Below are 25,399 nucleotides of genomic sequence, written 5' to 3'. Positions count from 1 at the left end.
CGGTCTCCGGGCGGGGAGTCAGACGGGGGCGCCGGCCACGTCCGCGGGGGACAGGCGGCGGCGGAAGAAATCGGCGGTGGCCAGCAGCGCCGGGCGGTGGCCGGGCAGGGCGGCGTGGGAGATGGCGGGGAAGCGGGTGACCTCGGTCGGCACCCCGGCGGCGATCAGGCCGGCGGCGTACTGTTCCGCCTCGATGCGCAGCACGTCGTTCTGGGCGGTGACGATCAGCGCGGGCGGCAGCCCGGCCAGCCGGCGGGAATCCAGCGGGGCGGCATAGGGGTGCAGCCGCTGCGCCGAGTCCGGCAGATAGGCGCGGTAGCAGCGGGCATAGGCGGTGGCCGGCACGTCCGACTGCACCGCCCGTGCGCCGTCGGCGCGGGTCAGGCTGGGGTCGAGCATGGGGCCGAGCAGGGCCTGGGCGCGGATGTCCACGTCGCCCAGATCACGGGCCAGGAAGGTGAGGGAGGCGGCCACATGCCCCCCGGCGTCGTGTCCGGCCACGCCCAGCCCGCCACCGGCGATGTTCAGGTCGCGGGCCGACGCGGCGGTCCACAGGGCAGCATGGTGGGCGTCGTGGGCGGCGGTGGGGAAGCAGTGGGCCGGGGCCAGCGAATAGCCCACCGACACCACCAGCGCCGGCACGGCCCCGGCGATGGTGGCGGCGGCGGTCTCCGCCTCCTCCAGCGAGCCGGAGGTGAATCCGCCGCCGTGCAGATACAGCAGCGCCGGCACCGTCAGCCCGATCAGCGGGCGGTACAGCCGCAGCCGGATGTCCTGGGCGTGGCCGGCGATGGTCCGGTCATCGACCGCCAGCGGGCAGGGGGCCCCGGTGGTTTTCCGTGTTCTCGACTGTCCCGATAAGCGGCTCATGGTTCCCTGGTGCCTCGGCACCCCTCCCGCATTGCAACAGGAGTGAGTGTGGGCGACTGGGGAAACGGAATAAAGACGCGGTCAACGGCAACACAATTCGGATCGGATGAACAATCCGGGTTACACGACGCACAGGGAGGGAGCGTCCGCCTCCACCCCCGCGGCGGCGGGTATCGCCGCCGGCTGTTCGTGGCAGGCGTCGATCTCCTCCCCCTGCATCAGCGGGCAGCCCTCGAACAGTTCGGCCACCCAATCGACGAAGGCGCGGACCTTGGGCGACAGGTGGCGGTTGTGGGGGTAGAGGGCGGAGATGGGCACCAGGGCCGGGCGCCAGTCGTGCAGAATCTCCACCAGCGCCCCGCTGCGCAGATGGGGCAGGGCCATGAACCGCGCCACCTGCCCGATGCCCAGCCCTTCCACCGCGCAGGTGACATAGGCGTCGGCGTCGTTGACCGAGACGGGGCCGTCCAGCGTCACCTCGTGGGCGATACCGTCCCGTTCGAAGCTCATGGGGTGCATCTTGCCGGTGCGGGCGAAGTAGTTGACGGCGGTGTGCCCCTCCAGCGCCTCGATGGTCGTGGGGGTGCCGTGGCGGGCGAGATAGGCCGGGCTGGCCACGGTCACCGGGCGGAAGGCCCCGACCCGGCGGGCGATCAGGCTGGAATCCATCAGGTCACCGACCCGGAGCACGCAATCCACCCCCTCCTGGATCAGGTCGATGGGGCGGTCGCTCATGCCGATCATGACCTCGATGTCGGGATAGCGGGCGTGGAACTGGTGGATGGTGGGGATGATGATCAGCCGCCCGACGGACCCCGGCATGTCCACCCGCAGCCGCCCGCGCGGCGTCTTGCGGGCGCTGGTGAACGAGGTCTCGACCTCCTCCAGATCCGCCAGGATGCGGGTCGCCCCCTCCAGATACGCGGCCCCGTCCAGCGTCAGGCTCAGCTTGCGCGTGGTCCGCTGGAGCAGGCGCACGCCCAGTGCGGCTTCCAGATTCTGGACCGCCGCCGTCACCGAGGCGCGGGGCAGGCCCAGCGTGTCGGCGGCCTTGGAGAAGCTGTTGACCTCGACCACGCGGACGAAGACGCGCATCGCATGAAGTTTGTCCATGGCCTGTCCATCGGTGCCGTGGGGCGGCCCACCCCCGTACTTGGGGGGGGCGGGCCGGATGCGCTTATCTAAGCACGCCCCGTAGGGAAGTCGATGGGACTTTGGTGAGGAACCTCAACCGGCCGGGGTGGGCCGGCGGCCCAGCGCCGGCACCAGTGCTGCGGCACCCAGGCACAGCAGCCCGGCGATGAAGAAGGCCGGCAGATAGGTGTCGAGCGTGCTGCGGGCGTAGCCGGCCCCGAAGGCGGCGCAGGCCGCCCCGATCTGGTGGCCGGCGAACACCCAGCCGAACACGAGGTTGGCGCGCTCGCGCCCGAAACGCTCGGCGGTCAGCCGGACCGTCGGCGGCACGGTGGCGATCCAGTCCAGCCCGTAGAACACCGCGAACAGCGACAGGCCGTAAAACGTGAAGTCGGAATAGGGCAGGAACAGCAGCGACAGCCCGCGCAGGCCGTAATACCAGAACAGCAGCCAGCGGTTGTCGTAACGGTCGGACAGCCAGCCCGACGCGACGGTGCCGACGAAATCGAAGATTCCCATCAGCGCCAGCAGCCCGGCGGCCCGCACCTCCGGCACGCCGAAATCGACGCACAGCGGGATCAGATGGGTCTGGATCAGCCCGTTGGTGCTGGCCCCGCAGATGAAGAAGGTGGCGAACAGCATCCAGAAAACCCGCGTGCGCGCCGCATCGCGCAGGGCGCCCAGGGCGGCGGCGGCCACCGATCCGGCGGGCGGCGGCGGGGCGGCGGGGGCGTCGTCCTCGCCATAGGCCGCCAGCCCCAGATCGGCGGGGCGGTCGCGCATCAGGGCGAGCACGGCCAGGGCCGCCACCCCCAGCAGCACGCACAGCAGCGCCAAGGCGGCACGCCAGCCCATCTGTTGCGTCAGCATCGACAGGAGCGGCATGAAGACGAGCTGCCCGGTGGCCGAGCTGGCGGTCAGCAGCCCGACGGCCAAGCCGCGCCGCCGGGTGAACCAGCGGGTGGCGATGGTGGCGCCCAGCACCATGGCGGTCAGCCCGGTGCCGAAGCCGACGACGAACCCCCACAGCAGGATCAGGTGCCAGACCTCGCGCATGGCAAGCGACAGCAGCAGCCCGCTGCTGACCACCGTCAGCGATGCCAGCACCATGCGCTTGACGCCGTAGCGGTTGATGAGTGCTGCGGCGAACGGCCCCATCAGGCCGAACAGCAGCAGGCGGATGGCCAAGGCCACCGAGATCTCGGCGGTGGACCAGCCGAATTCGCGCTGGAGCGGCAGCAAAAGCACGCCGGGGGCGCCGACGGCCCCCGCCGACACCAGCATGGTCAGAAAGGTGACGCCGACCACGGCCCAGCCGTAGTGGACGTTCCGCCGCGCGAGCGCGGCGGCGACAGGGGATGACAGCATGGATGCGGGTTCCGGTCTGGCGGAGGCAGGGATCAGGCGGGCCGTTCGACCGCGATGGCGGTGGCCTCGCCGCCGCCGATGCACAGGGCGGCGACGCCGCGCCGCAGCCCCCGCGCGGCCAGCGCGTGCAGCAGCGTCACGATCAGCCGCGCCCCGGTGGCGCCGATGGGATGGCCGAGCGCGCAGGCCCCGCCGTTGACGTTCAGCGCGCCGCGGGGAATGCCCAGATCCCGCGCCGCGGCCATGGCGACCACGGCGAAAGCCTCGTTGATCTCGAACAGGTCCACGTCGCCGGCGCTCCAGCCGGTGCGGTCCAGCAGGGCGCGGATCGCCGGGATCGGCGCTGTGGTGAACCACGCCGGATCCTGGCTGTGGGTGGCGTGGCCGCGGATGGTGGCGAGGACGGGCAGCCCCTCGCGTTCCGCCAGCGAGCGGCGGGTGAGCACCAGCGCCGCCGCCCCGTCGGCGTTGGCCGAGGAACTGGCCGCCGTAATGGTGCCGCCGGGCCGGAAGGCCGGCTTCAGCGCCGGGATCTTGTCCGGCGCCAGCTTCAGCGGGTTCTCGTCCTGGGTGATGAGACGCTCGCCGCCCTTGCCGGCAACGGCGATGGGGACGATTTCGGCGGTGAAGGCCCCGCCTTCGACGGCGGCGCGGGCGCGCGTCAGCGTTTCGATGGCGTAGGCGTCCTGCTCGGCGCGGGAGAAGCCGTAGAGGTCGGCCGCCGCCTCGCCGAAATCGCCCATGGGCCGCCCGCCCTCATAGGCGTCCTCCAGCCCGTCGAGCATCATGTGGTCGAAGAGGCGGTCATGGCCGGCGCGGTAGCCGCCGCGGGCCTTGGCCAGCAGATAGGGGGCGTTGGACATGGATTCCATGCCGCCGGCCACCACGATATCGGCGGAGCCGGCACGGATCAGGTCGTGGGCGAGCATCGTGGCCTTCATGCCCGAGCCGCAGACCTTGTTGACGGTGGTGGCGCCGGTGGCGTCGGGCAACCCGGCGGCGCGCGCCGCCTGCCGGGCGGGCGCCTGCCCCTGGCCGGCGGGCAGCACGCAGCCGAGCAGCACCTCGCCGATGCGTTCCGGCGCCAGGCCGGCGCGGGTCACGGCGGCGCCGACGGCGTGGGCGCCCAGCGCGTGGGCGGGCAGGGCGGACAGGTCGCCCTGGAAGCGGCCGAGCGGCGTGCGCGCGGCGGAAACGATGACGACGGGATCGGTGGCGTCCATGACCGCGGTCTCCCTGGGGGTGGACATCACTGCACCGTCAGCCCGCCGTCGATGACGATCGACTGGCCGGTGATGAAGGAGGCGGCGTCGGAGCACAGCCAGACCACGGTGTCGGCGACCTCGCGCGGCTGGCCGACACGGCCCACGGGGTGCAGGGGGCCGAGGGCCGCGTTCACCGCCTCCTCCCCGCCGAACGACCCGGCGCTCATGGGCGTCTGGATGATGGCGGGGCAGACGGCGTTGACGCGCACGCCGGTCTTGGCCACCTCGATGGCCGCACTGCGGGTCATGCCCTCCACCGCCGCCTTGGTGGCGGAATAGACGGTGTTGCCGGCCAGCCCGATCCGGCCCAGCACCGAGCCGGTGGACACGATGGCCCCCTTGCCCTGCCGGACCATCAGGGGGATTTCGTGCGTCAGGCACAGCCAGACGCCCTTGAGGTTGACGGCCACCATGCGGTCGAAATCCGCTTCCGCCGTTTCGGCGACGGAGCGGTTGAAATGGATGCCGGCGTTGTTGAAGGCGTAGTCGAGCCGGCCATGGTCCCGTTCGATGCGGGCGAACAGGGCGGCGACCTGGGCCGCGTCGGCGACGTCGGCGGCCGCGAAGACGGCGCGCCCGCCGGCCCGTGCCGCCTGTTCCACGGTTTCCCGTCCCTCGGCCTCCCGCCGTCCGGTGACGATCACCGTGGCGCCCGCGCGGGCGAAGGCCAGCGCCGTCGCCCGCCCGATGCCCGAGGTGCCGCCGGTGACCAGGGCCACGCCGCCGCTCATGTCCGTCATTGTCCTCTCCGTACCCGGTGGTTTATGATGATGATCATCATGAATGGAGTTATTGATGACGTCCATCATGAATAACGGCAAGCGTCCCCGCGGTTGGGGCGTGGCTGCCATGCGCAGGGTGCGGTCATGAAGGTTTCCAAGGAGAAGGCGGCGGAGAACCGCGCCGCCATCGTCACGGCGGCGGGGCGGCTGTTCCGCGAGCGCGGGTTCGACAAGGTGGGGGTGGCCGAGATCACCAAGGCCGCCGGCCTGACCCACGGCGGCTTCTACGGCCATTTCGCGTCCAAGGACGCGCTGGCGGCGGAGGCGTGCGAGGCGGCCTTCGCCGAAAGCCTGGACCGCCTGCCGGCGGACGAGGCGTCGGCGGAGGGGGCGCTGGCGGCCTTTCTGACCCGGTATTTGAGCGAACGGCACCGCGATCACCCCGAGGCCGGCTGCCCCATGGCGGCCTTTGCCGGCGAGATGGCGCGGCTGGACCCGGCGGTGCAGGACCGTTTCGGTGCCGGTGTCGAACGTTTCTTCGCGGCGGTGGCGGCGCGCCTGCCGGCGGACGGGGGGGCGGGCGATGCCGGCCGCCGTGCCCGCGCCATCGCCATCGTATCGGCGCTGGTGGGCGGCATGGCGCTGGCCCGCGCCACCGCCCGGACTGGGCCGGAACTGTCGCTGGAGATCCTGGACGCGCTCCGCACCCAGCTCGGCGCATGGGGGGATGGGCAGGGCTGACGGAGCACCCTCTCCGCCCTACGGTTCGGTTATGCCGTTCCGTTCATTGCATGACCGCGTTCATATACGCCGCGTATATGAAACGCCCCGGCGGCCCCCCATCGAATTTATACGCCGCCCGGCCGCATGATCGGGGCGATGGTTCGGACGACGGCTTTCCCACCAAGACGGAAAGCCCGGCCGGGCCGCCCTGATCCCCCGTACCTCCGCCCGCGTTCCGCGCGGTCGCCGGCCATCCGTACCGGGCCGGGCCGCCGGACGCGGCGGGGCGTTGCGCTTGCGGAGACGAAGAATGCTCGATCTTCTCATGCTTGCGGTCACCGCAGGCTTCTTTGCCGTGGCCGTGGCGTATGTCCACGCCTGCGACCGGCTGTAGGAGGTGGCGATGACGCTCGACCTTCTCCTGGCCGGCACCGTGACCGCCGGGCTCCTGGCGTATCTGGTGTATGCCCTGATCCGCCCCGAACGGTTTTGAGGAGACAATCCCATGACCGTGAACGGCTGGATTCAGATTTTGGTTTTCATCGCCCTGGTGGCCGCGGTGGCGCGGCCGCTCGGCGGTTTCATGGTGCGCGTGTTCGCCGGGGAACGCACCCCGCTGTCCCCCGTTCTGGCCCCGGTGGAGCGGGGCCTCTACCGTCTGGCCGGGGTGGACGCCAAGGCGGAACAGCATTGGGTGACCTATGCGGTGTCCATGCTGCTGTTCAATCTGTTCGGCATGCTGCTGCTCTATGGGCTGCAGCGGCTTCAGGGCGTTCTGCCGCTCAACCCCCAGGGGATGGCGGCGGTGCCCGCCGATCTGGCCTTCAACACCGCGGCCAGCTTTACCACCAACACCAACTGGCAGAATTACGGCGGCGAGGGCACCATGGGCCATCTGGTGCAGATGGCCGGGCTGACGGTGCAGAATTTCGTGTCGGCGGCCACCGGCATTGCGCTGGCCGTGGCGCTGGTCCGCGGCTTTGTGCGGGAATCGGCACGCACGCTGGGCAATTTCTGGACCGACCTGACCCGCGCCACGCTCTATGTGCTGCTGCCGCTGTCGTTCGCGATGGCGCTGGTGCTGGTGTGGCAGGGCGTGCCCCAGACGCTCGCCGGGGCGGTGGACGCCACCACGCTCGAAGGGGCGCGGCAGACCATCGCCCTCGGCCCCGTCGCCTCGCAGGAGGCGATCAAGATGCTGGGGACCAACGGCGGCGGCTTCTTCAACGCCAACTCCGCCCACCCGTTCGAAAACCCGACCGCACTCACCAATCTGTTGGAAATGCTGGCGATCTTCGCCATCGGCGCGGGGCTGACCAACCTGTTCGGGCGCATGGCCGGCGACGAGCGCCAGGGCTGGGCGATCCTGGCCGCCATGGGCGTGCTGTTCGTCGCCGGCGTCACCATGGCCTATTGGGCGGAAGCTCAGGGCAACCCGGCCTTCACCGCCTTCGGCATCGACACCGCGGCGGGGAACATGGAAGGCAAGGAAACCCGCTTCGGCATCGCCGCGTCGGCCCTGTTCGCCACCGTCACCACCGCCGCGTCGTGCGGGGCGGTGAACGGCATGCACGACAGCTTCATGCCGCTGGGCGGCATGGTGCCGCTGGTCAACATGATGCTGGGTGAAATCATCGTCGGCGGCGTGGGCGCCGGGCTGTACGGCATGCTGCTGTTCGCGGTCATCGCCCTGTTCGTGGCCGGGCTGATGGTGGGCCGCACGCCCGAATACCTCGGCAAGAAGCTGGAGGCGAAAGAGGTCAAGATGACCGTGCTGGCCATCTTGTGCCTGCCGCTGGCGATGCTGGGGCTGACCGCCGCGGCCCTGGTGACGGAAACGGGCGTGGCCTCCATCGCCAACGCCGGCCCGCACGGCTTTTCGGAGGTGCTGTACGCCTATGTCTCCGGGGCGGCCAACAACGGCAGCGCCTTCGGCGGGCTTGGCGGCAACACGCTCTGGTACAACCTGACCATCGCCGCCGCCATGCTGATGGGGCGCTTCTTCGTGATCGTGCCCATGCTGGCCATGGCCGGTTCGCTGGCGGCCAAGCGGCGGGTTCCGGCCTCCGCCGGCAGCTTCCCCACCCACGACGGGCTGTTCGTCGGCCTGCTGGTCGGGGTGATCCTGATCGTCGGCGGGCTGACCTTCTTCCCGGCACTCGCCCTCGGCCCCATCGCCGAGCATCTGGCGATGAACGCCGGCACCCTCTTCTGATCGGACGCCATTCCATGGACACCAAAACCAAAAAGACGGGCCGGTCCGCCGCCGCCACGCTGCTGGATCCGGCTGTTCTGGGGCCGGCGGTGGGCCAGTCCTTCCGCAAGCTCGACCCGCGGACGATGGTCCGCAACCCGGTGATGTTCTGCGTGGAGGTGGTGGCCGCCCTGACCACCGTGCTGTTCCTGCGCGATCTGGTGGCGGGCACGGCGGAGCATGCCGGTTTCGCGCTGCAGATCATCGTGTGGCTGTGGTTCACCGTGCTGTTCGCCAATTTCGCCGAGGCGGTGGCCGAAGGGCGCGGCAAGGCCCAGGCCGCCACGCTCCGCAAGACCAAGACGGAAACCAGCGCCCGTCTGCTGGGGGCGGACGGCGCCGCCGCCACCGTTCCCGCCACGGCGCTCAAGCCCGGCGACCACGTGCTGGTGGAGGCCGGGGAGATCATCCCCTCCGACGGCGAGGTGGTGGAGGGGGTGGCCTCGGTGAACGAGGCGGCGATCACAGGCGAATCCGCCCCCGTCATCCGCGAATCCGGCGGCGACCGCTCGGCGGTCACGGGGGGCACGCAGGTCATCTCCGACCGCATCGTCGTGCGCATCACGGCCAGCCCCGGTTCCACCTTCCTCGACCGGATGATCGCGCTGGTGGAGGGGGCGCAGCGGCAAAAGACGCCCAACGAGATCGCCCTCAACATCCTGCTGGCCGGGATGACGATCATCTTCGTCATCGCGGTGGCGACCATCCCCAGTTTCGCGGCCTATGCCGGCGGTTCGATCGGCGTGCCGGTGCTGGTGGCGCTGTTCGTCACGCTGATCCCCACCACCATCGGGGCGCTGCTGTCGGCCATCGGTATCGCCGGCATGGACCGTCTGGTCCGCTTCAACGTGCTGGCCATGTCGGGCCGCGCGGTGGAGGCGGCGGGCGACGTGGACACGCTGCTGCTGGACAAGACCGGCACCATCACGCTGGGCAACCGCCAGGCGGCGGAGTTTCTTCCCGTCACCGGCATCAGCGAGCGCGAGCTGGCCGATGCCGCCCAACTCGCCTCCCTGGCCGACGAGACGCCGGAAGGGCGCTCCATCACCGTGCTCGCCAAGGAGACATACGGCCTGCGCGGGCGGGAGATGGCCGATATCCACGCCCATTTCGTCCCCTTCTCCGCCCAGACCCGCATCAGCGGCGTGGATACCGGCGGGTCGGTGATCCGCAAGGGGGCGGTGGACGCCATCCTGGCCCACGCCGCCGCCCATGCCCGGTCCCTGGCCGACGGCACGGGAACGGTCACCGCGGCGCGGGCCGGCATGGCGCAGCAGGAGATCCAGGCGATCGCCGAGCGGATCGCCAAATCCGGCGGCACCCCGCTGGCGGTGTGCCGGGACGGGCGGCTGCTGGGGGTGATCCACCTGAAGGACATCGTGAAGGGCGGCATCCGCGAACGCTTCGCCGCCTTGCGCCAGATGGGCATCAGGACGGTGATGATCACCGGCGACAACCCCATGACCGCCGCCGCCATCGCGGCGGAGGCCGGCGTCGATGACTTCCTGGCCCAGGCGACGCCGGAGGCCAAGCTCCAGCTCATCCGCACCGAACAGGCCAAGGGCAAGCTGGTCGCCATGTGCGGCGACGGCACCAACGATGCCCCGGCCCTGGCCCAGGCCGATGTGGGGGTGGCGATGAACACCGGCACCATGGCGGCACGCGAGGCCGGCAACATGGTGGATCTGGACAGCGATCCCACCAAGCTGATCGAGATCGTGGAGATCGGCAAGCAGTTGCTGATGACCCGCGGGGCGCTGACCACCTTTTCCATCGCCAACGACGTGGCGAAGTACTTCGCCATCATCCCGGCCATGTTCCTGGCCTTCTACCCCCAGCTTCAGGCGCTGAACGTGATGAATCTCGCCAGCCCACAGAGCGCCATCCTGTCGGCCATCATCTTCAACGCGCTGATCATCGTGGCGCTGATCCCGCTGGCCCTGCGCGGCGTGCGCTACCGGGCGGTGGGGGCGGCGGCACTGCTGCGCCGGAATCTGCTGGTCTATGGCCTGGGCGGCATCGTCATCCCCTTTGCCGGGATCAAGGCCATCGACCTGCTGATCACCGCCGCCGGTCTTGTCTAAGGAGGAACTCATGCTCAAGGAACTGCGTCCCGCCCTGGTCATGGTGACCGCTTTGACGGTGGTGACCGGGCTGGCCTATCCGCTGGCGGTGACCGGCATCGCCCAGGCGGTGTTCCCGGTCCAGGCCAACGGCAGCCTGATCGAGCGCAACGGCACCGTCGTCGGCTCCGCCCTCATCGGGCAGGCGTTCGCCGGGCCCGGTTATTTCCATCCCCGCCCCTCGGCCACCACCGGGCCGGATCCGTCCGACCCGGCCAGAACGGTGCCGCAGCCCTACAACGCCGCCGCCTCTTCGGGGTCCAACGCCGGGCCGTCGTCCAAGGCGCTGGTGGAGCGGGTGACGGAGGAGGCCGGGCGGCTGGCGGCGGAGACGGCTCCCGGCACCCCGGTGCCGGTGGATCTCGTCACCGCCTCGGGCAGCGGGCTGGACCCGCATCTGTCCCCGGCAGCCGCCGGTTTCCAGGTGGCGCGGGTGGCGAAGGCCCGCGGGCTGCCCGAGCCGGAGGTGCGCCGGCTGGTGGCCGCCCACACCGAACCGCGCGGGCTGGGCTTTCTGGGTGAACCGGGGGTCAACGTCCTCACCCTCAATCTGGCGCTGGATGCCGCCGTCAGGCAACAATAGGCGGGCAGACGGGGGCGGCCTTATGAACGGCGAACGATGAGCGGCGAACGCATGGACCACACCACCCGCCCTTCTCCCGATGCCCTGCTGCGTCAGGCCGGGCGGGAGGAGCGGGGGCGGCTCAAGATCTTTCTCGGCGCCGCCCCCGGTGTGGGCAAGACCTTCGAAATGCTCCAGACCGCCCAGGCCAAGCGGCGCGAGGGCACCGATATCGTGGCCGGGGTGGTGGAAACCCACGGACGCCGCGAAACCGAAGCGCTGATGGACGGGCTGGAGGTGATCCCCCGGCGCCGGACGGATTACACCAACCGCGGGCTGGACGAGATGGACCTGGACGCCATCCTCGCCCGCCGGCCCCGCATCGTCCTGGTGGACGAGCTGGCCCACACCAACGCCCCCGGCAGCCGGCATGCCAAGCGCTGGCTGGACGTGGAGGAACTGCTGGCCGCCGGCATCGACGTCTACACCACGCTGAACATCCAGCATGTGGAAAGCCTGAACGACGTGGTGGCGAAGATCACCCGCGTGCGGGTGCGCGAAACCGTGCCCGATTCCATCATCGACCGGGCCGACGACATCGAACTGATCGACCTGACGCCGGAAGACCTGATCCAGCGGCTGAAGGACGGCAAGATCTATCTGCCCCGCACGGCGGAACGGGCCATCCGCCATTACTTTTCCCCCGGAAACCTGACGGCCTTGCGCGAACTGGCCCTGCGGCGCACCGCCGAGCGGGTGGACGACCAGCTTCTGACCCACATGCAGGCCCATGCCATCGCCGGCCCCTGGGCGGCGGGGGAGCGGCTGCTGGTCTGCATCAACGAAGACCCCAGCGGCGGCGCCCTGGTCCGCTATGCCCGGCGGCAGGCGGAGCGGCTGCGGGCCCGCTGGAGCGCCGTGCATGTGGAGACCAGCCGCAGCCTGCGCCTGAGCGAGGCGGAGCGGGACCGCATCGCCGACACCCTGCGTCTGGTGGAACGGCTGGGCGGGGAGGCGGTGACCATCCCCGGCCGTGACGTGGCCGACGGCGTGGTGGATTATGCCCGCGCCAACAACGTCACCCACATCGTCATCGCCAAGTCGCGGCGGACCTATTGGTCGGAACTGCTCCACGGATCGGTGTCGCACAACCTCATCCGCCGGGCCGGGGGCATCAGCGTCCATGTGATCGCCGCCGATCCCAGCGACCCGGTGCCGGCCAAGACCGTGCGCACCGCCCCGGCCCACGCCCGGCGCCTTTCCGGGTGGCCCTATGCCGCCGCGACCGCCTGCGTCGCCGTGGCGGCGGTGCTGGGGCACGGGCTGCGGCTGTGGCTGGACCTCAACAACATAGCCCTGGTGTTCTTGACCGCGGTTCTGGTCAGCGCCGTCACCGGCGGGCTGGGGCCGTCGCTCTATGCCAGCATCATCAGCGTGCTGGCCTTCAACTTCTTCTTCCTGCCGCCGCTCTACACCTTCACCATTTCCGATCCCGAGAACATCGTCGCCCTGTTCTTCTTCGCCGTCGTGGCGCTGATCGCCAGCAACCTCACCGCCCGCGTGCGGGCCCAGGCCGTCACCGCGCGGCAGCGGACCAAGACGGCGGAGGATCTCTATCAGTTCAGCCGCAAGCTGGCCGGCGTGATCACCATGGACGATCTGCTGTGGGCGACCGCCTATCAGATCGCGGCGATGCTGAAGGTGCGGGTGGTGCTGCTGATGCCCGATGGGGGCAGCGTGGCCGTGCGCGCCGGCTATCCACCCGAGGACGAGATCGACGCCGCCGATCTCGCCGCCGCGGTGTGGGCGTGGCAGAACAACCGCCCGGCGGGCCGCGGGGCCGAGACGCTGCCGGGGGCGAAATGGCTGTTCCTGCCCATGCGCACCGGACGCGGGCCGGTGGGGCTGGTGGGGATCGACACGGGCCGGCCGGGGACGCTGCTGACGCCCGACCAGCGGCGCCTGCTGGACGCGCTGACCGATCAGGCCGCACTCGCCATCGAGCGCGTCACCCTGGCCGAGGATGTGGACCGCGCCCGGCTGGCGGCGGAAACCGAACGGCTGCGCTCGGCCCTGCTGACCTCCATCTCCCACGACCTGCGCACGCCGCTGGCCTCCATCCTGGGGTCGGCCACCAGCCTGACCAGCTATGGTCCGCTGCTGGGCGAGGAGGGGCGCCGCGATCTCGCCGCCACCATTCAGGAGGAGGCCGAACGGCTGAACCGTTTCATCGCCAACCTGCTGGACATGACCCGGCTGGAATCCGGGGCGCTCCAGCCGCGGCGCGATCCGGTGGATCTGGGCGAGGTGGTGGGCAGCGCGCTGGAACGGACCCGCCGCATCCTGGCCGGCCATACGGTGGGCATCGAATTGGCGCCCGGCCTGCCCATGGCCCGTCTCGACCCGGTTCTGTTCGAACAGGTGCTGTTCAACCTGCTGGACAACGCCGCGAAATACGCCCACCCCGGCTCGACGGTCACGGTGCGGGCGTGGGCGGCGGACGGGTGCGTGCGGCTGGAGATAATGGACGAGGGGGACGGTCTGCCGCCGCAGGATCTGGAACGGATCTTCGACAAGTTCTATCGTGTCCAGGCGGGGGACCGCCAGCGCGCGGGCACCGGTCTGGGGCTTGCCATCTGCCGCGGTTTCATGGAAGCGATGGGGGGGACCATCACCGCCGGCAACCGCACGGACCGTTCCGGTGCGGTCTTTACCCTGACCCTGCCCGAAGCCCCCTTGCCCCCCACCCTGGAGACCGCCGCATCATGAAATCCGAAGCCATGCCGCTGTCGGTGCTGCTGGTCGAGGACGAACCCCCGATCCGGCGCTTCCTGCGCACCAGTCTGAGCGCCCAGGGCTATGCGGTGGACGAGGCGGCGGACGGGGCCGCGGCGGAGGAATGGATGCGCCGGCACAAGCCCGACCTGCTGGTGCTGGACCTCGGCCTGCCCGATATGGACGGGGCCGAGATCATCCGCCGCCTGCGCGGGGCGGGGGAGACGCTGCCGATCATCGTGCTGTCCAGCCGCATGGACGAAGCGGGGAAGGTCGAAGCGCTGGACCTCGGCGCCGACGATTACGTCACCAAGCCCTTTGGCATGGAAGAGTTGCTGGCCCGCATCCGGGCCGCTCTGCGCCACCGCCTGCAGCGCCAGGGCGAGGCGCCGGTGTTCCGTTGCGGGGGGCTCGGCGTCGATCTGGTGCGCCGGACGGTGACGGTGGAGGGGGAGGAGGTGAAGCTGTCGCCGCGGGAATACGACCTGCTGCGCCTGCTGGTGTCCCACGCCGGCAAGGTGCTGACGCACCGCTTCATCCTGAAGGAGGTGTGGGGCGGCGACACCGATGTGCAGTACCTGCGCATCTACATCCGCCAGCTTCGCCAGAAGATCGAGCCCGACCCGGAGCGCCCCCATTACATCCGGACCGAAACCGGCGTCGGCTACCGCCTGCGCGCGCCGGACTGATCTCATCCGGTCATCATCCGGTGATGGCGACCTGCCGGTACAGGGCGGGCAGCGCCTTGGTCAGGTGCGACACCTGGGGGAAGATCGCATAGGCCCCGCGCCCGAACAGGTGGGGGATGTAGTCGCGGGCCTGGGCGTCCACGGTGATGGCGAACAGGGCCAGCCCGGCCTTGCGCGCCTCGCGGACCGCCTGCCGGGTGTCCTCGATGCCGTAGCGGCCCTCATAATGGTCCACGTCGTTGGGCTTGCCGTCCGTCAGCAAAATCAGCAGGCGGTGGCGGTTGGGGCGCTGGGCGAGCTGGGCGGCGGTGTGGCGGATGGCGGCCCCCATGCGGGTGTAGAAGCCGGGCTTCAGCGCGCCGATGCGCCGGGTGACGGTGGCGCCCAGCGGCTCGTCGAAGCCCTTCAGCGTCTGCACCCGCACCCAGTCCCGCCGTTTGGAGGTGAAGCCGTACAGCGCGTGATCGTCGCCGCAGGCGGTCAGCCCGTGGGTCAGCGCCAGCAGCGCTTCCTTTTCCACGTCCAGCACCCGGCGCCCGCCGATCCAGCCGTCGGTGGACAGGGAGCCGTCCACCAGAACCGCCACCGCCAGATCGCGGGCGGCGGTGCGCGCCTGCTGGTGCACGCGGTCGCTGCCGGCCCCGCCGGCCCGCAGGTCGGCGCGGCTGCGCACCAACGCGGCAAGGTCCAGCTCGTCGCCGTCGCTCTGGCCGGTGAACAGCGTGCGGCGGGGGCGCAGCGCCTCGAACTGGCGGCGGACCTGCCGGATGCGGCGCTGGGCGGCGGCATCGGGTTCCCATACATCGCCGTCCGCCGGGGCGGTTTCGGTGACCACCCGGCAATGGGCCGGGTGGTGGGCGTGGCGGCGGTAATCCCATTCGGGGTAGGTCAGCGGGGCGGCCAGCGGGGCGGCGTCGAGGGCCGGCGGGGCCAGATCCAGGTCGAGCTTCAGCGTGGTCGCCGCTTTGCGCTCGTGAGCGCCGACGGCGATTTCGTCCAGGTCGTCGGCGGCCTTGCGGGCGTTCTCGGCGTCGTCGTCATCGACGGCGCGGGGGATGTTCAGCATTTCGGCCAGGCCGAGGATCTTTTCGAAGCGGTTGAGGATCAGCGGATCGTCGCGCCGGGTCTGGTCGGACGCGCGCCGGGTGGCCGCGCGGCGGCGCCCGTCGCCGTCCTGGGCGCCGCCTGTTTCGGCGGCGGAGTCCTCGGCCATGGCGGAGGCGGCGCCCGCCGGGGCATCGGCCATGCCCCACAGGGGGACGGGCAGCAGCCGGCGGTAATCGAACGGGGCGGCGAACGCCCCCAGCGGCAGCGTGGTATCGAGCATCCGCGAGACCTCCCCGGTTGCCGCACCGTCACCGAGCAGGATCCGGGCGGCCCGTTCCACCGCCGCCTCCATGGGCGGCAGGCGGCGGGCCGGCCGCCGGGCGGCGGTGGCGGCGGCCAGCGTCCCGTGCAGCGGGGCCAGCCCCGGCCAGCGGGCCAATGTGCGCGTCGTGGTCAGGGCGGCGGTGCGCAGCAGCAGGATATCGGCCTGCAGCGGGTCGGCCGGGGCCGGGGCCGGGTCGATGTGGGCGAAGAAGGCGGCCAGCCACTCGTACAGCCCTTCGTTCAGCCGGGCGTCGGGGAACAGCGCGATCACCGCCGGCAGGCGCAGCGTATCGCCGTCCAGGGCCGCCCGCTCCACCCGTTCCGTCCCCAGACCGATGCGGTCCAGCAGCGGCAGCCGGTGGCCGGAGGCGGTGGCGGTCCCCGCGGTCAGCCGCACGCCGCGGTCGCCCCCCAGCGCGCGGAAGAACACCGACAGCCGCGGGCGCACCGATTCCAGCGTCACCGCGGCGTCCGGGTGATGGGCATAGCTGGACCGCCCGCCGATCAGGCGGTGCCACAGGCGGCCCACGGTCTCTTCCGGTTCGAACAGCCCCAGCATGGCAGGATCACCCCAGCGTGACGTCGGCGACGCGCAGCAGGCCGGCGCGCACGTCGGCGTCGTCGGTCAGCGGCTCGATCAGGGCGGCGCGGATGGCGCGCTCCGGCTTCATCCCCGACCGGATCAGGGTGGCGCAATAGACCAGCAGGCGGGTGGAAACCCCTTCTTCCAGATCCTGGCCCTTCAGCGCGCGCAGCGCGTTGGCAAGGCGGACCAGCGGGGCGACGCGGGATTCCGGCAGGCCGCTTTCGGCGGCGACGATGGGAATTTCGTGCTCTGGCCTGGGAAAATCGAACTCGACGGCCAGGAAGCGCTGGCGGGTGCTGGGCTTCAGCGTCTTCAGGATGTTCTGGTAGCCGGGGTTGTAGGACACCACCAGCATGAAGCCGGGCGGCGCCTCCAGCGTTTCGCCGGTGCGGTCCAGCGGCAGGATGCGGCGGTCGTCGGTCAGCGGGTGCAGCACCACGGTCACGTCCTTGCGCGCCTCCACCACCTCGTCCAGGTAGCAGATGGCGCCCTCGCGCACGGCGCGGGTCAGGGGGCCGTCAACCCACACGGTGTCGCCGCCCTTCAGCAGGTAGCGCCCGGTCAGGTCGGCGGCGGTCAGGTCGTCGTGGCACGACACGGTGTAGAGCGGGCGCCCCAGCCGGGCGGCCATATGGGCGACGAACCGCGTCTTGCCGCAGCCGGTCGGCCCCTTGAGCAGCAGCGGCAGGCGGTGGTTATAGGCGTGCTCGAACAGCGCCACCTCGTCGCCGGTGGGCTGGTAGAAGGGAAGGCCGGGGGAGGCGGCGTCGAGAGGCATCGGGGAAACTCCGGGAAAGGGACGGCCCCCGCTCCCATGGGGAACGGGGGCCGGGGAACGTCACTCGGCGGGCTGGTAGTCGGCGGGGATGGAGGCGGGCCGCTCCTCCCGCGCCGGGCCGAAGATGGAGTAGAGGAACAGCACGGTGCCCAGCGCCACGATGGCGCCCGCCCCCAGACGCATCCAGTAGAACAGGGCGATCTGCGACTGCACCTCCATGTAGTCCATGCCCAGCACGCGCTGCAGATGGGTCTGCACCACACCGGCCACGGTCAGCACGAAGGTCATGAAGGCCATGCCGCCGCACATCAGCCAGAAACTCCACATGTTGAGCACCTGGTTGTACGGCCGGTGGCCGCGCAGGTAGGGCATGGCGTAGGTGATGATGGCGAAATTGATCATGGCGTAGGCGCCGAAGAAGGCCAGATGCCCGTGCGCCGCCGTCACCTGGGTGCCGTGGGTGTAGTAGTTGATCGGGGCCAGCGTGTGCAGGAAGCCCCAGACCCCGGCGCCGAAGAAGGCGAAGACCGAGCAGCCCAGCGACCACAGCATCGCCGCCTTGTTGGGATGCCGCCGTCCGCTCTTCCACACCATCATGAAGGCGAAGACGACCATGGTGAAGAACGGGGCCACTTCCAGCGCGGAGAAGATCGAGCCGATCCACTGCCAGTACCCCGGCGTGCCGATCCAGTAGTAATGGTGGCCGGTGCCCAGGATGCCGCTGAACAGCGCCAGCCCGACGATGGCGTACAGCCACTTCTCGACGATCTCGCGGTCAACGCCGGTCATCTTGATCATCAGGAAGGCGAGGATGGAGGCCAGCACCAGTTCCCACACGCCCTCCACCCACAGATGGACGATGTACCACCAGTACATCTTGTCCAGCGACAGGTTGGACGGGTTGTAGAACGAGAACAGGAAGAAGACCGCGATGCCCCACATGCCCACCAGCAGGATGTTGGTGATGACGGTGCGGCGCCCCTTGAGGACGGTCATCGTCACGTTGTAGAGGAACATCAGCGCGACGACGACGATCGCCGCCTTGATCCAGGTCGGCTGTTCCAGGAACTCCCGCCCCTCGTGGATGCGGAAGAGATAGCCCACCACGGCGGCCAGCGCGCCGAACACGAACAGGCCGAGCTGGACCAGCGCCAGCTTCGGACTGTGCAGTTCGGTTTCCGCCTCTTCCGGGATCAGGTAATAGGCGGCACCGAAGAAGCCGATCAGCAGCCAGACGATCAGCGCGTTGGTGTGGATCATGCGGACGATGTTGAAGGGAAGCAGTTCCGACAACAGGTTCGGCAGCACATAGACCGCGCCGGCCAGCAGGCCGACCAGGATCTGCACCCCGAACAACGCCATCGCCGCCGCGAAGTACCAGAGGGCGACCTTTTGCGATTCGTATTTCATGGGAAGAAGTCTCCTCAGCCGGACAGCTTGGGCGGCCAGCTCTGGGTGTTGATCCGGCTGGTCCATTCCAGGAACGCGGCCAGATCCTCCACCTCTTTTTCGGTCAGGTTGAATTGCGGCATCTGGCGGCGCCCTTCGATGCCGGACGGCTGGGCGGCCATCCACGCCTTCAGGGCGGCCACCGCCCCGTCATGGTCCTTGTCGCCGCCGTAGCGTAGCCAGACATTGCCCAGCTCCGGTGCGAAATAGGCGCCTTCGCCCAGCAGGGTGTGGCAGTTGATGCAGGCGTTCTTTTCCCAGACGTGCTTGCCGCGGGCCACGGCGTCGGTCAGGCCGGCCTTGTCCGTGCTGGTGTTGACGATGTAGGAGTGGCTGAGGCCGGTCAGCCCCACGAAGGCAGCGAAGAAAAACAGCGATCCGCCGTAAAAGATGTTGCGCGCGGCCGCTTTGGTGAAGCGTTCGGTCATCGCTCGGGCTTTCTGAAAGTCAGCGAAGGTCGGTGCGGGTGGTGCGATGCACGGCGCCGGAAAATCTGTGCCGTGGTGCCGTCCGCCGCGGGTGCCGCAATAGTTTAGCGTTTTAGGCGGTCATTCCTTGACCGCGGTCAAGCCGCCCGCACGGGCATCGTCCTACTGTGCCGATCAGATATTCCAACGGTCCCGGAGGATGCGGCGGCATGGACGGCAGCATGGTGGACGGCACGGTTTCGGACCGCCGGGACGGCGGTTTCGCCAGCCTTCCCGGCAATCTGATGATGTGGATCCTGATTCTGGGGGAACTGGCGGTGTTCGGTGCGGCCTTTCTCGGCTTCGCCGTGGCGCGCACGCTCGATCCCGTCACCTTCGCGGCGGGGCAGGCGCATCTGGACGGCACGCTGGGGGCCGTCAACACCATGGTTCTGGTGACCAGCGGCTTCTTCGCCGCCCGCGGCGTGGAGGCGGGGCGGCGGGGCCGGACGGCGCGCGCGCGGGCGGGAATGCTGGCCGCCGCCGCGGGCGGGGCGGTGTTCCTGGCGGTCAAGGGGGTGGAGTACGCGGCCACGCTGGGGGCCGGGCTGTCCATCGACAGCGACGGTTTCTTCGCCCTCTATTTCCTGCTGACCGGGTTCCACGCGCTGCACGTGGTCATGGGCATCGTGGTGCTGGGCATCGTCGCCCGCTGGCCCAGCGTGGAGAACCTGGAGACCGGGGCGGCCTTCTGGCACATGGTCGATCTGATCTGGGTGATCCTCTATCCGCTGATCTATCTCATTCGATGAAAGGGGACGGAGCGATGAAACCAGACCGGCTGACGGTATCGTGGCTGATCCTGCTGGGCCTGTCGGCGGCGACGCTGCTGCTGGCCAGCCACGGCGGGAATGGTCCGGGAGCCGCCGAGGGTGTCGCCGGGGCCGCCGTCCTGCTGGGGCTGGCGGTGGCGAAGGGGCGGGAAATCCTGCTGCGCTATCTGGAACTGGACCGCGCCGGGGCGGGGTGGCGGAGGCTCCTGTCGGGCTATCTCGCCGTTCTGTGCGGCGCCATCCTGCTGATCACCGCCGCCGGCGCGCTGGGGTGGGTGGGAGGGGGACGATGACCGACGCCAAGTTCGGGTTGCTGCTGACCGCCGCCGCGGTGATCGGTCTGGCCGTGGCCCTCCACCGCCGGCGCGCCCTGGGGCGCGCCGGGCTGGGGACCGTCATCGCCGCTGTGCTGGCGGCAACGGCGGTGCTGTTCCTGTCGCAATAGGCCCGTTCTATCCCGCGAACGCCACGCCCGCGCGGTCGTGGTAGAAGCCGTTGGACAGGGCGGCCTCCGCGCCCAGCAGGCTCTTGAGCCGCGCCAGCGCCTCCGCGGTGGCGATGTGGCCGTCCAGCAGGCCGCGGAACAGCCGGGCCACCGCCACCATGTCGCCCGACTGCGGCGACAGCCGGAAGCGGCGGATGCCCAGGGTCTGCAGATCGTCCAGTTCCGCCACCAGCGCCGTGTGGGTGTGAGACAGGGTCTGCGTGCCGTTGACCGCCAGGAAGGGCGTGCCGTCCAGGGTGGTGACGTCCAGCCCGTCGGGATCGTTGGCGCAGACGAACTGGCAGCCGTCCTTGTGCAGCCCGTGGGCGCGGGCGTGGTAGCAGCGGGCGGAGATCGCCAGCGGCAGCCGCCCGGACACCTGAACCTCCAGTTCCACCCCCAGCGGGGCGGCGGCCTTGGCCAGGGCCGCGACCGCCGGGCGGGTCAGTTCGCCCGGCAGGCTGACCATGACGGCGCCGCGCCGGGCCAGCCACGCCAGGGTGCCTTCGTTGTAGACGTTGACGAAGGGGCCGACGGCGTGCGGCCGCCCGGCCAGCAGCGGCAGGCTTCCCAGGTCGTTGGCCTCGACCAGGGCTGCGTCGGTGGCGGCCAGATCGCGCACCGCCTGCCGTTCCCGTTCGGTGGTGACGAGGATGGGCGTGGACAGCACCACCCGCTTGCCGGCGGCGGCCAGCCGCTCCAGCACCGCGGGCAGGTGGGCGGCGATGAACGGCGCCCGCTTGGCGCACACCACCTCGCCCAGGAACACCGTTTCGACGGGGGCTTCGTCGGCGATGCGGACGTAGAAGTCGCGCCAGACCTCCGGCGCCCAGTTGAACAGCACCGGACCCAGCGACAGTTCGGCTTTCGTCATCGCCATGCTCTCCCATAGGCCCCGGTGGTGTCCCGCCCGCCCTCGGTCAGACCGGCGAGCGCTGCGGCGGGCAGGGGCTGGCCGGCGGCGAACGCATCGAGCGCCTGGCGGTAGGTGGCGACCACCTGGGCGATGTAGGCCTTGCCGCGCTGGCGGCCCTCGATCTTCAGCGCCGTGACCCCGGCGGCCTGCAGCTCGGGCAGCAGGCCGATGGCGTTGAGGCTGGTCGGTTCCTCGAACAGGTACGACGGCGCGCCGCCCGCGGAGAACCGGCCCTTGCACAAGGTGGGATAGCCGGCGGGCTCACCGTGGGGGAAGACGTTGATGGTGAAATCCCCCAACCGCGAGACCAGCCCCTCGCGCCGCTCCTCGTAGCGCACATGGCTGGCGGGGGAGCACACGCCGTTGCGGTTGGGCGAGCGCCCGGTGGCATAGGACGACAGCGAGCACCGCCCCTCGGCCATCGGGCACATGCCGCCGAACACGAACACCTCGGTCTCGATGGCGATGTCCCGGTTCAGCCGGGCGATGTCGGCGACGGTCAGCACCCGCGGCAGCACCACCCGCCGCACGCCGAATTCCGCCTGAACCATGCGGATGGCGTCGGCGTTGGCGGCGGACGCCTGCACCGACAGGTGCAGCCGCAGGGCCGGGTGGCGGCGGGCGGCGTAATCCAGCAGCCCCAGGTCGGCCAGGATCACCGCGTCGGCGCCCAGCCGGGCGGCGTCATCCACGGCCGCGTGCCAGGGATGGGGGTTGCCGGCGGCGGGATAGGTGTTGATAGCGACGAACACCTGCCGGCCACGGGCGTGGGCATAGGCGATGCCCTCCTTCAACTCGGGCCGGGAGAAGTTGAGGCCGGGGAAGTTGCGGGCGTTGGTGTCGTCGCGGAAACCGCAATAGACGGCGTCCGCCCCGGCATCCACCGCCGCGCGCAGCGCCGCCGGGGTGCCGGCGGGGCAGATCAGCTCGAAACGGCTCATGGCTGGGAGGGTCTTTCGGTCCGGTGGGAAAAGCGGGAACCGGCCACGGTCAGCACCCGCGTCAGCACGGCGTGGGCCGGCGGCGCCAGCCGCCCGAGCGGTCCCGGCAGCGCGGCCAGGGCGGCGGACAGGTTCATGTCCTCGCCATCGACGGCGTTGCGCAGGGCCACCACGGTTTCGGTGTCGCCCTCCACGGTCAGGTCACGGGAAAAGAACAGGGCGTCGCCGTCGATGCGGCCCTCCAGCAGGTCCAGCAGCACGGCGAAGCGGCCGCGGACGGCGGCGGTGCACGGCGGGGCGCCGTCGCGCCGCACCAGCCGCAGCCGTGGGGCCGGTCCCAGCCGCAGCGTCAGGCACGCCGGCATGTCGGTGGGGTCGATCAGCACCTCGGCACCGTCCAGATCCGCCAGCCGCCCGCACAGGCCGGGGTGGCGGCGGCGGAGCAGCGCCATGCCCAGGTCGAGCACGGCCTGGACCGGCGGGCCGCCGAACGGGCGGCTGATGATGCCGCGTCCCAGCGTCAGGGCCGCGCGCGCCATCAGCGTTTCCGCCGCCCGCGGAGGAGGGACGAAGGTGGAGGTCATGAGCGGGGCCTTTCGGAATGAAAATCGCCACAAGGTGGCAGTCAGAAAGAAAGCCCTTCCGGCGTGGCGCCGGAAGGGAGTTTTCGTGACGTAAGTCTGCTATCCTCGTGGAGAGAAAGACGTGAGAGAGGGCGTCTTTCGTCCATGATTATATGGTCTTATTTCCTGCGGTCACTTGATTGTGGTCAAGCTTCAGCAATTTTTCCCGCGGATGGATTCTTTTTTGCTGTGGTGGAAGGCTTCGCCCACGGCACCTCGCGCAGCGCTTCGGCGCTGGTGAAGGCGTGCAGATCCACCCCGGTGCCGCACCCGCACCCCCGGACGCAGGGGCGCAGGCCCAGGGGCATGCCTTCCAGCCGCCCCCGCACCGCCAGGAACCGCAGGGCTTCGGCGTCGAAGGCCATCAGTTCGCCGTCGTGGATGTCGAAATACCAGCCGTGCAGCGTCAGCAGCCCCGACTCCACCCGTTCCCGCACCCAGGGATAGCCCAGCAGGTTGCGCAGGGACAGCAGCACGGTGGCCTGTTCCAGAACCCGCCGCCGCCGCCCGTCCGGGGCGGCGTGCAGGGCGGTTTCCACCGCCGCCCGCGCCTCGGCGGCGATGCCCACCCAATCGGCGAGGAATTCGAAACCCGCGCCGGGGCCGGCGCCGGTTCCTTCCGCCAGCGCCCGCACGCCGCCGCACGCGGCGTGGCCCAGCACGATGACGTGCTCGACCCGCAACGAGCGGACGCCGAATTCCAGCGCCGAACTGGTGCCGTGGTGACGCCCGTCCCGCTCATAGGGCGGCACGATGGCCGCCACGTTGCGCACGACGAACAGGTCGCCCGGCTGGCAGTGGGTCAGGATCGCCGGATCGACGCGGGAATCGGAGCAGCCGATGACCAGCACCTTGGGCGACTGCCCCTCCTGCGCCAGCCGGCGGAACAGGCCGGGGTTGCTCCGCAGGCTGGACAGCCGGAATTCCTCGAAGCCTTCCAGCAGGTGGAGCAGGGGATCGCCGTCACGGGTGGCCATGGCCGAGTTTCCTTCCTTTCCCGGCGCGCCGTCACTGCACCAGCGGCGACGTGGCACCGCCGAGGTCGATGCCGTCGATCCGGGCCTGTCCCACCAGCAGGGAAACGTACTGGTGGACCGCCCGCTGCCACGACGCCTGCCGCAAGTGGGCGGCGATGGTGGCGTGGACCACCTCGAAGGGCAGGGGGCGTCCGAACGCGCGGCGGTCGAGCCGCAGCACGTGATAGCCGTAGGGGGTCGGCACCGGCACCGGGCACAGGGTGCCCGGCATCAGGTTGTAGAAGAACGTCTCCAGTTCCGGCGTGGTCTGCCCCCGGCTGACCTGCCCCAGGCTGCCGCCCACCGCCCCGGACGGGCAGGCGGACAGGGTGAGGGCCAGTTCGGCGAAGCGTTCCGGCTCGGCGGTCAGGATGCGGATGGTGTCCAGCGCCTTTTGCCGGGCGGCGGTCCGGGCGGCCTCGTCGCCGGGGCGGGCGGGGAAGAGGATGTGGCACGCCTCGAAGATGTCCGGGCTGCGGAAACGGTCCGGGTTGTTGGCGTAATAGCGGCGGCAGGTGTCCTCGTCCGGGTCGGGCAGGGTGATGGCCCGGCTTAGGACGGCCTGGATGGCGGCCTCCTCCTCCGCGTCATCCGCGGCGTTGTCTGCCGCCTCCGCCCGTCCGGCTTCGGCCAGCAGCAGGTGCCGGACGACCAGCGCACGGGCCGCCGCGAACCGGGCCTCCTCCAGGGTGGGGGCCGGGTGATACTGGACCTCCCGGTCGATGGCGCCGCTGCTGATGGCCGCACCGTTCACGCTGATCGTCATGACACGCTCCTGAATGACCGACGTTGGGTAGTACGGCTCAGCCGTGGCGGAAGCGGGTGCGCACCACCTGATAGCGCCGGCCCAGATACCAGACCGGGGCGGACCAGATGTGCACCAGCCGCGAGAAGGGGAAGAGCAGGACCATCACCATGCCCAGCACCAGATGCAGCTTGTAGACCAGGCCCACGTCGGCCACGGCCTCCGCCGCACCGGCGCGGAAGGTGACGATCCGCTGCGCCCAGTCGGCCAGGGCCAGCATGGTGCCGCCGTCGGAATGGGCGATGGATGCCGGGATGGTGGCCAGCCCCAGCACGAGCTGCACCCACAGCACGCCCAGGATCACCAGATCCATCGGGCTTGAGGTCTTGCGGATGCGCGCGTCGGTCAGGCGGCGGTGCAGCAGCAGCGTCAGCCCGATGAAGCAGACGGTGCCGAACACCGAGCCGGCGATGATCGCCAGCCACTGCTTGGCCCCCACCGACAGGCCGAAGGCGTGATAGACCTCCGGCGGGGTCAGCAGGCCGAAGAAATGGCCCATGAACAGCAGCAGGATGCCGACATGGAACAGGTTGGACCCGAGCTGCAGCGACTGCTTGCGCAGCATCTGGCTGGAGCCGGACCGCCATGTGTACTGCTCGCGGTCGAAACGGATCAGGCTGCCCGCCAGGAACACGGTCAGCGCCACATAGGGGGCGTAACCGAACAGAAGGGTGTGAAGATAGGACATGGGGAACGTCTTCCGTG

25 protein-coding genes are annotated in these 25,399 nt (G+C 70.3%); 10 read left to right on the top strand and 15 right to left on the bottom strand.

Features of this window, described 5'->3' with window-relative positions:
- Positions 1 to 18 precede the first annotated feature (18 nt).
- From M2352_RS23365 to M2352_RS23345, 5 genes are all read right to left on the bottom strand, one after another.
- Entirely contained in the window at positions 19 to 870 is an 852-nt protein-coding gene (locus M2352_RS23365; RefSeq protein ID WP_264666933.1) for an alpha/beta hydrolase, read from the bottom strand.
- Between the two features lie 120 nt (positions 871 to 990).
- Positions 991 to 1,983: a LysR family transcriptional regulator gene (locus M2352_RS23360; RefSeq protein WP_319802064.1), complete on the bottom strand. Its 993-nt coding sequence runs from the start codon at positions 1,981 to 1,983 to the stop codon at positions 991 to 993.
- Between the two features lie 114 nt (positions 1,984 to 2,097).
- Positions 2,098 to 3,372 carry an MFS transporter gene (locus M2352_RS23355; protein ID WP_264666932.1) on the bottom strand — a complete coding sequence of 425 codons (1,275 nt, stop codon included), beginning with the start codon at positions 3,370 to 3,372 and terminating at the stop codon, positions 2,098 to 2,100.
- A 32-nt stretch (positions 3,373 to 3,404) separates the two neighbouring features.
- Positions 3,405 to 4,595, bottom strand: coding sequence for an acetyl-CoA C-acyltransferase (locus M2352_RS23350; RefSeq protein ID WP_264667354.1), 1,191 nt, complete (start codon positions 4,593 to 4,595; stop codon positions 3,405 to 3,407).
- 26 nt (positions 4,596 to 4,621) lie between these two features.
- A complete protein-coding gene (locus M2352_RS23345) occupies positions 4,622 to 5,377 on the bottom strand; it encodes an SDR family oxidoreductase (RefSeq protein ID WP_264666931.1) in 756 nt (251 codons plus the stop codon).
- 126 nt (positions 5,378 to 5,503) lie between these two features.
- Here M2352_RS23345 and M2352_RS23340 point away from each other — a divergent pair, with 126 nt between their 5' ends.
- The 7 genes from M2352_RS23340 (at position 5,504) to M2352_RS23310 (ending at position 14,485) form a co-directional block, all read left to right on the top strand.
- On the top strand, positions 5,504 to 6,100 hold the full coding sequence (locus tag M2352_RS23340; RefSeq protein ID WP_264666930.1) for a TetR/AcrR family transcriptional regulator: 597 nt from the start codon (positions 5,504 to 5,506) through the stop codon (positions 6,098 to 6,100).
- 385 nt (positions 6,101 to 6,485) lie between these two features.
- Positions 6,486 to 6,575 (top strand): K(+)-transporting ATPase subunit F, encoded by a 90-nt coding sequence (locus M2352_RS23335; RefSeq protein ID WP_264666929.1) that lies wholly within the window; start codon positions 6,486 to 6,488, stop codon positions 6,573 to 6,575.
- Positions 6,576 to 6,587: 12 nt separating this feature from the next.
- Positions 6,588 to 8,297: a potassium-transporting ATPase subunit KdpA gene (kdpA, locus tag M2352_RS23330; RefSeq protein WP_264666928.1), complete on the top strand. Its 1,710-nt coding sequence runs from the start codon at positions 6,588 to 6,590 to the stop codon at positions 8,295 to 8,297.
- Positions 8,298 to 8,311: 14 nt separating this feature from the next.
- Positions 8,312 to 10,420: a potassium-transporting ATPase subunit KdpB gene (gene kdpB, locus M2352_RS23325; RefSeq protein WP_264666927.1), complete on the top strand. Its 2,109-nt coding sequence runs from the start codon at positions 8,312 to 8,314 to the stop codon at positions 10,418 to 10,420.
- A gap of 10 nt (positions 10,421 to 10,430) precedes the next feature.
- Complete coding sequence (gene kdpC / locus M2352_RS23320) at positions 10,431 to 11,042, top strand: potassium-transporting ATPase subunit KdpC (RefSeq protein ID WP_264666926.1); 612 nt, start codon at positions 10,431 to 10,433, stop codon at positions 11,040 to 11,042.
- Between the two features lie 36 nt (positions 11,043 to 11,078).
- Positions 11,079 to 13,790: a sensor histidine kinase gene (locus M2352_RS23315; protein WP_264666925.1), complete on the top strand. Its 2,712-nt coding sequence runs from the start codon at positions 11,079 to 11,081 to the stop codon at positions 13,788 to 13,790.
- Positions 13,787 to 14,485, top strand: coding sequence for a response regulator (locus tag M2352_RS23310; RefSeq protein WP_264666924.1), 699 nt, complete (start codon positions 13,787 to 13,789; stop codon positions 14,483 to 14,485). The genes M2352_RS23315 and M2352_RS23310 overlap by 4 nt, the downstream gene beginning before the upstream one ends.
- A 13-nt stretch (positions 14,486 to 14,498) precedes the next feature.
- Here M2352_RS23310 and M2352_RS23305 read toward each other — a convergent pair whose 3' ends face one another.
- The 4 genes from M2352_RS23305 to M2352_RS23290 are packed head-to-tail and all read right to left on the bottom strand — an operon-like array spanning position 14,499 to position 19,097.
- Entirely contained in the window at positions 14,499 to 16,415 is a 1,917-nt protein-coding gene (locus M2352_RS23305) for a nitric oxide reductase activation protein NorD (protein WP_264666923.1), read from the bottom strand.
- 7 nt (positions 16,416 to 16,422) lie between these two features.
- The gene (locus M2352_RS23300; protein WP_264666922.1) at positions 16,423 to 17,220 is read right to left on the bottom strand and encodes an AAA family ATPase; all 798 of its coding nucleotides are present in this window, start codon (positions 17,218 to 17,220) and stop codon (positions 16,423 to 16,425) included.
- A gap of 60 nt (positions 17,221 to 17,280) precedes the next feature.
- Complete coding sequence (locus M2352_RS23295) at positions 17,281 to 18,630, bottom strand: cbb3-type cytochrome c oxidase subunit I (RefSeq protein WP_264666921.1); 1,350 nt, start codon at positions 18,628 to 18,630, stop codon at positions 17,281 to 17,283.
- Positions 18,631 to 18,644: 14 nt separating this feature from the next.
- On the bottom strand, positions 18,645 to 19,097 hold the full coding sequence (locus M2352_RS23290) for a c-type cytochrome (RefSeq protein WP_264666920.1): 453 nt from the start codon (positions 19,095 to 19,097) through the stop codon (positions 18,645 to 18,647).
- A gap of 209 nt (positions 19,098 to 19,306) precedes the next feature.
- Between M2352_RS23290 and M2352_RS23285 the strand changes: the two genes are divergently transcribed.
- From M2352_RS23285 to M2352_RS23275, 3 genes are read left to right on the top strand one after another with little or no spacing between them, the layout of a single operon-like run.
- The gene (locus tag M2352_RS23285; protein WP_264666919.1) at positions 19,307 to 19,888 is read left to right on the top strand and encodes a cytochrome c oxidase subunit 3; all 582 of its coding nucleotides are present in this window, start codon (positions 19,307 to 19,309) and stop codon (positions 19,886 to 19,888) included.
- A gap of 14 nt (positions 19,889 to 19,902) precedes the next feature.
- On the top strand, positions 19,903 to 20,202 hold the full coding sequence (locus M2352_RS23280; RefSeq protein ID WP_264666918.1) for a cytochrome C oxidase subunit IV family protein: 300 nt from the start codon (positions 19,903 to 19,905) through the stop codon (positions 20,200 to 20,202).
- The gene (locus tag M2352_RS23275) at positions 20,199 to 20,354 is read left to right on the top strand and encodes a hypothetical protein (RefSeq protein ID WP_264666917.1); all 156 of its coding nucleotides are present in this window, start codon (positions 20,199 to 20,201) and stop codon (positions 20,352 to 20,354) included. The genes M2352_RS23280 and M2352_RS23275 overlap by 4 nt, the downstream gene beginning before the upstream one ends.
- A 7-nt stretch (positions 20,355 to 20,361) precedes the next feature.
- Here M2352_RS23275 and ubiV read toward each other — a convergent pair whose 3' ends face one another.
- From ubiV to narI, 6 genes are all read right to left on the bottom strand, one after another.
- A complete protein-coding gene (gene ubiV, locus M2352_RS23270; RefSeq protein WP_264666916.1) occupies positions 20,362 to 21,267 on the bottom strand; it encodes a ubiquinone anaerobic biosynthesis protein UbiV in 906 nt (301 codons plus the stop codon).
- Positions 21,264 to 22,250 carry a ubiquinone anaerobic biosynthesis protein UbiU gene (gene ubiU / locus M2352_RS23265; RefSeq protein WP_264666915.1) on the bottom strand — a complete coding sequence of 329 codons (987 nt, stop codon included), beginning with the start codon at positions 22,248 to 22,250 and terminating at the stop codon, positions 21,264 to 21,266. The genes ubiV and ubiU overlap by 4 nt, the downstream gene beginning before the upstream one ends.
- Positions 22,247 to 22,834: a ubiquinone anaerobic biosynthesis accessory factor UbiT gene (gene ubiT / locus M2352_RS23260; RefSeq protein WP_264666914.1), complete on the bottom strand. Its 588-nt coding sequence runs from the start codon at positions 22,832 to 22,834 to the stop codon at positions 22,247 to 22,249. Before ubiT ends, ubiU begins: the two co-directional genes overlap by 4 nt.
- Positions 22,835 to 23,019: 185 nt before the next feature.
- Positions 23,020 to 23,850 carry a carbonic anhydrase gene (locus M2352_RS23255; RefSeq protein WP_264666913.1) on the bottom strand — a complete coding sequence of 277 codons (831 nt, stop codon included), beginning with the start codon at positions 23,848 to 23,850 and terminating at the stop codon, positions 23,020 to 23,022.
- Positions 23,851 to 23,881: 31 nt separating this feature from the next.
- Entirely contained in the window at positions 23,882 to 24,655 is a 774-nt protein-coding gene (locus M2352_RS23250; RefSeq protein ID WP_264666912.1) for a peptidylprolyl isomerase, read from the bottom strand.
- Between the two features lie 37 nt (positions 24,656 to 24,692).
- The gene (gene narI, locus M2352_RS23245) at positions 24,693 to 25,382 is read right to left on the bottom strand and encodes a respiratory nitrate reductase subunit gamma (RefSeq protein ID WP_264666911.1); all 690 of its coding nucleotides are present in this window, start codon (positions 25,380 to 25,382) and stop codon (positions 24,693 to 24,695) included.
- Positions 25,383 to 25,399 lie beyond the last annotated feature (17 nt).

The organism is Azospirillum fermentarium, from assembly GCF_025961205.1.
Classification (GTDB): domain Bacteria; phylum Pseudomonadota; class Alphaproteobacteria; order Azospirillales; family Azospirillaceae; genus Azospirillum; species Azospirillum fermentarium.
This window is presented reverse-complemented; position numbering and strand designations above follow the sequence as displayed.

Bases quoted from the DNA above. Each gene is read 5' to 3' on its own strand.
- kdpB (WP_264666927.1), top strand. From the start codon at position 8,312: ATGGACACCAAAACCAAAAAGACGGGCCGGTCCGCCGCCGCCACGCTG.
- M2352_RS23340 (WP_264666930.1), top strand. From the start codon at position 5,504: ATGAAGGTTTCCAAGGAGAAGGCGGCGGAGAACCGCGCCGCCATCGTC.
- M2352_RS23360 (WP_319802064.1), bottom strand. From the start codon at position 1,983: ATGGACAAACTTCATGCGATGCGCGTCTTCGTCCGCGTGGTCGAGGTC.
- kdpC (WP_264666926.1), top strand. From the start codon at position 10,431: ATGCTCAAGGAACTGCGTCCCGCCCTGGTCATGGTGACCGCTTTGACG.
- M2352_RS23300 (WP_264666922.1), bottom strand. From the start codon at position 17,220: ATGCCTCTCGACGCCGCCTCCCCCGGCCTTCCCTTCTACCAGCCCACC.
- M2352_RS23255 (WP_264666913.1), bottom strand. From the start codon at position 23,850: ATGGCCACCCGTGACGGCGATCCCCTGCTCCACCTGCTGGAAGGCTTC.
- M2352_RS23285 (WP_264666919.1), top strand. From the start codon at position 19,307: ATGGACGGCAGCATGGTGGACGGCACGGTTTCGGACCGCCGGGACGGC.
- M2352_RS23280 (WP_264666918.1), top strand. From the start codon at position 19,903: ATGAAACCAGACCGGCTGACGGTATCGTGGCTGATCCTGCTGGGCCTG.
- M2352_RS23310 (WP_264666924.1), top strand. From the start codon at position 13,787: ATGAAATCCGAAGCCATGCCGCTGTCGGTGCTGCTGGTCGAGGACGAA.
- M2352_RS23345 (WP_264666931.1), bottom strand. From the start codon at position 5,377: ATGACGGACATGAGCGGCGGCGTGGCCCTGGTCACCGGCGGCACCTCG.
- M2352_RS23250 (WP_264666912.1), bottom strand. From the start codon at position 24,655: ATGACGATCAGCGTGAACGGTGCGGCCATCAGCAGCGGCGCCATCGAC.
- kdpA (WP_264666928.1), top strand. From the start codon at position 6,588: ATGACCGTGAACGGCTGGATTCAGATTTTGGTTTTCATCGCCCTGGTG.
- ubiT (WP_264666914.1), bottom strand. From the start codon at position 22,834: ATGACCTCCACCTTCGTCCCTCCTCCGCGGGCGGCGGAAACGCTGATG.
- M2352_RS23355 (WP_264666932.1), bottom strand. From the start codon at position 3,372: ATGCTGTCATCCCCTGTCGCCGCCGCGCTCGCGCGGCGGAACGTCCAC.
- M2352_RS23365 (WP_264666933.1), bottom strand. From the start codon at position 870: ATGAGCCGCTTATCGGGACAGTCGAGAACACGGAAAACCACCGGGGCC.
- M2352_RS23275 (WP_264666917.1), top strand. From the start codon at position 20,199: ATGACCGACGCCAAGTTCGGGTTGCTGCTGACCGCCGCCGCGGTGATC.
- narI (WP_264666911.1), bottom strand. From the start codon at position 25,382: ATGTCCTATCTTCACACCCTTCTGTTCGGTTACGCCCCCTATGTGGCG.
- M2352_RS23295 (WP_264666921.1), bottom strand. From the start codon at position 18,630: ATGAAATACGAATCGCAAAAGGTCGCCCTCTGGTACTTCGCGGCGGCG.
- M2352_RS23290 (WP_264666920.1), bottom strand. From the start codon at position 19,097: ATGACCGAACGCTTCACCAAAGCGGCCGCGCGCAACATCTTTTACGGC.
- ubiU (WP_264666915.1), bottom strand. From the start codon at position 22,250: ATGAGCCGTTTCGAGCTGATCTGCCCCGCCGGCACCCCGGCGGCGCTG.
- M2352_RS23305 (WP_264666923.1), bottom strand. From the start codon at position 16,415: ATGCTGGGGCTGTTCGAACCGGAAGAGACCGTGGGCCGCCTGTGGCAC.
- M2352_RS23350 (WP_264667354.1), bottom strand. From the start codon at position 4,595: ATGGACGCCACCGATCCCGTCGTCATCGTTTCCGCCGCGCGCACGCCG.
- M2352_RS23335 (WP_264666929.1), top strand. From the start codon at position 6,486: ATGACGCTCGACCTTCTCCTGGCCGGCACCGTGACCGCCGGGCTCCTG.
- M2352_RS23315 (WP_264666925.1), top strand. From the start codon at position 11,079: ATGAGCGGCGAACGCATGGACCACACCACCCGCCCTTCTCCCGATGCC.
- ubiV (WP_264666916.1), bottom strand. From the start codon at position 21,267: ATGACGAAAGCCGAACTGTCGCTGGGTCCGGTGCTGTTCAACTGGGCG.